A 5,945-nucleotide genomic window follows, 5' to 3' on the forward strand; every position below is an offset into this window, starting at 1 on the left:
AATTTACGATTTTAAATTATTAATACCATGGAAAACAGTGTAATATTTAATTCTTACCATAAAAATGGATTACAATTGCGGAACCGGATAGTGATGGCTCCCATGACCAGAAGCCGTTCTGATAATCCCGAAAATAAAGCAACAGCGTTGACTGCGCTGTATTACAAACAGCGTGCTTCTGCTGGACTGATCATTACCGAAGGTACATTTATCAATCCTGAGGCAGTAGGTGTTATACATGTTCCTGGAATTTATACGCAAGAGCAGATCGCAGGCTGGAAATTGACCACGGAAGCAGTACATGCTGAAAACGGAGTCATCTTTGCCCAGCTCTGGCACACTGGAGCATACTCGCATCCTGATCTTCATCAGGGTAAAAAACCGTTGGCTCCGTCGGATGTAAATCCAGAACAGCAGGTTTTTACAGCGACGGGATTTAAACTTACTGTCGCTCCTCAGCCCATGACGGTTGCTGATATTAAAAGAACGGTTAATGATTTCAAACAAGGGGCGCTTCATGCTTTTGAAGCTGGATTTGACGGTGTTGAACTTCATGCTGCCAACGGCTATTTACTGCAGCAGTTTTTTAGTAAAAATTCTAATCTGCGCAACGATGAATATGGGGGTTCGATCGAAAATAGAGCGCGCATTCTTTTCGAGATTTTGGATGCCATAAAAGAGGTTGCCGATATCCGTAAGTTGCGGTTCGTCTCAACCCTTCTTTAAACGGTATTATGGGTATTTTGGTCGACGATGAGACCATTGCATTTTACAACTATCTAGTCAATAGGCTGAATGATTACGATCTGGCTTATCTGCACTTGATAGAACCTTTTACTGATGTTTCCGGAAACGCCAATGCTATCCAGGAAGTTGCCAAGCATTTCCGTCAGCTGTATACAGGAACGATCATCATTAACCGCGGCTTTAATAAAGATACGGCCAATCAGGTTATAGGTGATGGTGATGCCGATCTGGTATCATTTGGTGTACCCTTTATTGCAAATCCTGATTTAGTGGAGCGTTACAGAACCGGAGCTGCACTAAATGTTCCGGATCAGAATACCTTTTATACTCCGGGCGAAAAGGGTTATACAGATTATAAAACTATAGATCAACAATAATAATATGAAAACAACAGGAAATACCATATTCATCAGCGGCGGAAGTGCCGGAATAGGATTAGCGATCGCTAAGAAATTAAATGCAGCAGGAAATAAAGTTATTATCAACGGCAGAAATACAGAACGGCTTCAAAAGGCGTTAGAAGAACTGGATCAGGCAGTGGCCATTCAGGGAGATCTGTCGGTCGAATCAGATAGAATCCGTATTGCCAATGATTTGAAAACAAATTATCCGGATGTTAATATTATCATCAATAATGCAGGTGCTGCTTTTGCTTATCTCTTAAGTGAAACGATCGGAGCACATGAAAAAGCAGCTATTGAGATGAATACCAATTATTTCAGTGTTATCCATTTTACAGAATTGCTACTTCCACATCTTCTTCAGAAAGCTGAAGCGGCTGTTATTAATATTTCATCAATAGCAGTGTTCGGAAGCCATGTAATGCTACCCACTTATGGTGCTACGAAAGCGGCGCTCCATAGCTATACTACCGCATTAAGACAGACCTATCAAGATCAGAAAAAGCTGCAGGTCTATGAAGTTTATCCGCCTTTGGTCGATACCGAATTCTCTGCAGAAATAGGAGGGGCAAACGGTATTCCTGCTTCTCAGGTTGCTGATGAATTGTTTTTAGCTTTGGAAAAAAATCAATTTGATGTTCCTGTAGGAGATACCAAACAGTTTTTCCAGGAAACTCACTAGTCACCAGAAACGGTTCTTCATTTTAGCATAAAATGAAGAACCGTTTTAAGTAATCCTCCTTATTTCAAAGTAAAACGATCATCATTACAGTCTGAATATTGGGAATAGGACTTACTATTGGATGCGTTCTCGCAATTCACTTACGCTGTTATGCAGCTATGAACGTTGTTAAATTTCAAAAACCTGAGCTAGATGTGCCGGATAGTCTTTAAGGCTTGTTGCGATATCACCATCTTTAAAAATATCAAAACAGTTATAGTCCGAGACAACTTCTACGCCGCAGAATCTGTAATTACTTGTTATATGCATTAAATAATCAGCAGTGCTTATGCCTCTAAATAACTGTTGGTTTTCATCATTAAAACTTACTTCAGGTGCATTCCAGGTACTGGAGACCATAAATTTTTTACCTTGCATTTTACCTCCTGTTCCATATTGTCGGGAGAGATCTTCTCTGGTTCTGCCATCACCTGAAAGAAATTTTTCACTGAATAAGCCACTATTGAATACTTCATCTACATATTTTTTATAGATCCATGGAGCGCCAAACCAATTAATCGGTGTCTGTAAAATTATGATGGCCGCTTCCAAATGTTTTTCTACTTCCTCGTCTGCGTTGTATCCTTTCTCGATACTCGTCTCGATGACCTCGTAGCCCTTTGATAAGAAAAATTCGTGCGCCACCTGTATAAAAGCTTTATTGAGTGTTCCTTCTGACCAATTGGGATAGGGCAGATGTGCATTGATTAAAAGTACTTTTTTATAGTTTCCATTTTATATTTAAGCATTGATAATAAAGACTGTTTTTTAAATTTGTTAGCTCTGTATTATAATTATGAAACAAAATTATTAGATGGCAGGTACAGGCAAGGAAACAGACTACTAGAAAAAAGGAAACAAATTACAGGGCGTAAATTTTTTGGAAATTTGGGGTCAGAATTAACAGATTATTTATTGATCAGGGACTGACGGTATTGTCGAGGGGTAAGATTCACCTGTTTTTTAAAGAACTTGGCAAAATAGTTCGGGTACTCAAATCCAAGTGCATACGCAACCTCGGTACTATTCAATTCTTTTTTGATCTCGAGCAATTCTTTGGCTTTTTTTACTACAAAATCATGGATATTTTCAAGGGCAGATTTATTTGTTAAATGTTTGATGATATCGCCCAAATAATTGGCCGACAAGCCTAATTTATCTGCGAAATACTGTACTGTTGGAAGCTGCTTGACGGGTTGTCTATAATACTCGTGAAGGTGTTGTTGAAAATCTGTCAGGATTCGGTTGTACTGCTTTGGATCTGTTGAAAACTGTCTTTTATAAAATGCTTCTACTAAAGAGACCAACACGTTGACGTAGGATAATAATACCGTATTATTTTTCTTTTTACTGTTATAATAAGGCATCATCAATTCAAATACCGTACGGATTTCTTCCGCCTCCGCCTGGGTCAGATACAATGCTTCATGCTGTCCATAATCCAGGTAATTTTTGAATAAAAATCGGTTCTCCGCAATGATCTTCTTTGAGAGCTGTAGATACATTCCTGTATAGGTGGGGAGCGGTGCTATATCCCAACCATTTGCGAGGTTAGGACTATTGAAAAAAACGGCTGTAATGGGCGTTGCATCTGGCGTATTACTATAAACCAGATTTATCTTTATTGAAATCCGATAAAAATCTATTAAAACAGGATCTGATGTAGACCTCATGTGAAGTGGCTGATAATAACCGATATCTATATCGTCATCTAACGGTTCTTTTAAACCTACATACTGATTATAAGACGCAAAGTTTTCGAATCGTATCATACTACAAATATATATAATTCAAGTGCTGCACGCGTAAATTATTTATTGCAGAGGACAAGAACGTTCTCATATTCTTGATTTCTTAAATGTATACGGTATTTCATACCAGATCAGTAATATTGGTAGTTTAAAGAGTAATATGTGTAATTTATTCTTCTAAATCATGCTGAATTTTGTTATTAGGATTGACTTTGTTAGTGATCTATTCTATAGCATGCGACATTGCTATTATTTAATATTTGAGCTTTTGGTAATGAATTAAAACAAGGTGAAATAGTCTCTCATTGGCATGGGCAAGTGCAGATAGCGTTTTTGATGAAATAGCGTGTTCCAGACATGGGGTAGGTTAAGTAAAGTACGAAAATTATTGTCTTAATAATCGGGTTTTCCGCAACTTTTTTTGGAAGATATTGCGTAATTTTAGCAGCCAGTTTGAAATTCCTTTTAGACAATTATTGCGGTTCTATAATGATTCGGTAGGAAGTCAAATTGCGCTTCCAGTTAGATGATGATGAAGAACCGGATATATTTTTGAATTTGATGATCTCAAATAACTTTTAACAATAACTCGATCGTATTCCTTTTTTAATTGAAAGAATTTTATGCCTGTTCCAACAAATAAATCTGAGCTACAATTAGCAATAAACACGAATTACGATAAACTGAAAAAGGACTTAAGTACTGTTCCCTATGAACGGACAGCGGTGAAGGATATGGAAGGTCATGGTAAAGGCACATTGATGAGTATCAACGATCTGCTGGCTTATTTGGTGGGGTGGGGATCGCTTGTACTCAAATGGAACAAGCTAAAGGATAATAAGGAGGAGGTGTCTTTTCCTGAGTCGGGATTTAAATGGAATGAACTTGGTCGACTGGCACAAAAGTTTTACGACGATTATAAAGATGACGATTTTCATGTATTAATGGATAAGTTAAACCATACTGTAGAGGCGATATTAGCATTAATAGCTAAAAAGTCAAATCATGAATTATATGAAACACCTTGGTATGACAAATGGACCTGCGGAAGAATGATCCAATTCAATACTTCTTCACCTTATGCCAATGCGAGCAATCGAATTCGGAAGTGGAAGAAAGAAAATGGTTTAAAATAAATAAAGCACCTTATTTGATAAGGTGCTTTATTTATTGCAATGTAATTCCATCTTAGGGAGGAATATCCCATTTTTTGTTTAAATAAACGACGATCAAAAATAGGAGCTAATGCGAAGGTCACCATGCTAAAACTAACTATCATATTTCTTTTTGAGCCAAAGACTGGCACGTACTAAGAGGATGAGGACCGGTACTTCAATCAATGGCCCAATAACGCCCACAAATGCTTGTGGGGAATGTATGCCGAAGACGGCTATAGCTACTGCAATGGCTAATTCGAAATTATTTCCGGTAGCCGTAAATGATATGGCCGCATTCTTATCATAGGCGACTTTCATCGATTTATTGATGAAAAACTTATAAAGAACATCAGTACAAAATAAATCACCATTGGTATTGCCACTTTAACAACCTGTATGGGCAATTGAATGATCTGTTCGCCTTTTAAACTAAACATCAGCACAATGGTAAATAATAGCGCGTATAATGTAAATGGCGATATTAGCGGTATGAATTTTCGATGATACCAGTTTTCACCTTTTATTTTGGGGAGAAATCTGTGACTTAAAAACCCGCTAAAAAGGGTATTCCTAAATAGATTGATACACTTTTTACAACTTCGCCCATCTCTATCGATATCGCATACTTCGCAAATCCAAAATAAGAGGGCAAAACATTGATAAACAACCATACGAATAAGCTATAGAACAAGACTTGAAATACACTGTTTAAAGCAATTAGAAGTGCTGCATATTCGCGGTTTCCTTTTGCTAAGTCATTCCATACGATCACCATAGCTATGCATCGTGCGAGTCCGATCAGAATTAACCCTACCATATAATCAGGTTCATTTCTTAAAAATATCACTGCCAGTATAAACATCAAGATGGGGCCCACAATCCAATTCAGTAAAAGGGATAGACTCAGCACTTTTTTATCTTTGAATGCAAGGGGCAATAAATTGTAATTTACTTTAGCGAGTGGCGGATACATCATAACGATTAATCCGATTGCCAATGGAATATTTGTGGCCCCAATTGACAGCTGATCCATTCCATCAGAAATACCCGGAAATATATTTCCTATAAGTACTCCTAATCCCATGGCAAGAAAAATCCAAAGGGTCAGATACCGGTCTAGAAACTTCATTTTTACTTGCATCCTGTATTCTATTTAATTTGTGAAAAA

5 protein-coding genes and 2 pseudogenes are annotated in these 5,945 nt (G+C 37.6%); 4 read left to right on the top strand and 3 right to left on the bottom strand.

Annotation, left to right across the window (positions count from 1 at the left end):
- The first annotated feature begins 27 nt into the window (after positions 1-27).
- Genes L950_RS35990 through L950_RS23860 form a run of 3 tightly spaced genes read left to right on the top strand, consistent with a single transcriptional unit; the run spans position 28 to position 1,830 of the window.
- On the top strand, positions 28-726 hold the full coding sequence (locus L950_RS35990; RefSeq protein ID WP_197086670.1) for a hypothetical protein: 699 nt from the start codon (positions 28-30) through the stop codon (positions 724-726).
- An 8-nt stretch (positions 727-734) separates the two neighbouring features.
- Positions 735-1,124, top strand: coding sequence for a hypothetical protein (locus L950_RS35995; protein ID WP_021188924.1), 390 nt, complete (start codon positions 735-737; stop codon positions 1,122-1,124).
- A 4-nt stretch (positions 1,125-1,128) separates the two neighbouring features.
- On the top strand, positions 1,129-1,830 hold the full coding sequence (locus L950_RS23860; protein WP_021188925.1) for an SDR family oxidoreductase: 702 nt from the start codon (positions 1,129-1,131) through the stop codon (positions 1,828-1,830).
- Positions 1,831-1,998: 168 nt separating this feature from the next.
- Here L950_RS23860 and L950_RS23865 read toward each other — a convergent pair.
- Positions 1,999-2,580 (bottom strand): annotated as a pseudogene (locus L950_RS23865) (NAD(P)H-dependent oxidoreductase); the annotation flags it as partial.
- A gap of 197 nt (positions 2,581-2,777) precedes the next feature.
- Complete coding sequence (locus L950_RS23870) at positions 2,778-3,641, bottom strand: helix-turn-helix domain-containing protein (RefSeq protein ID WP_021188927.1); 864 nt, start codon at positions 3,639-3,641, stop codon at positions 2,778-2,780.
- A 602-nt stretch (positions 3,642-4,243) separates the two neighbouring features.
- On the opposite strand from L950_RS23870, the gene L950_RS23875 reads away from it, so the two are divergent.
- Complete coding sequence (locus L950_RS23875; protein ID WP_021188928.1) at positions 4,244-4,756, top strand: ClbS/DfsB family four-helix bundle protein; 513 nt, start codon at positions 4,244-4,246, stop codon at positions 4,754-4,756.
- Between the two features lie 132 nt (positions 4,757-4,888).
- Here the strand turns inward: L950_RS23875 and arsB are convergent.
- Positions 4,889-5,918 (bottom strand): annotated as a pseudogene (gene arsB / locus L950_RS23880) (ACR3 family arsenite efflux transporter).
- Between the last annotated feature and the right edge of the window lie 27 nt (positions 5,919-5,945).

Source organism: Sphingobacterium sp. IITKGP-BTPF85 (assembly GCF_001006065.1).
Taxonomy (GTDB): domain Bacteria; phylum Bacteroidota; class Bacteroidia; order Sphingobacteriales; family Sphingobacteriaceae; genus Sphingobacterium; species Sphingobacterium anhuiense.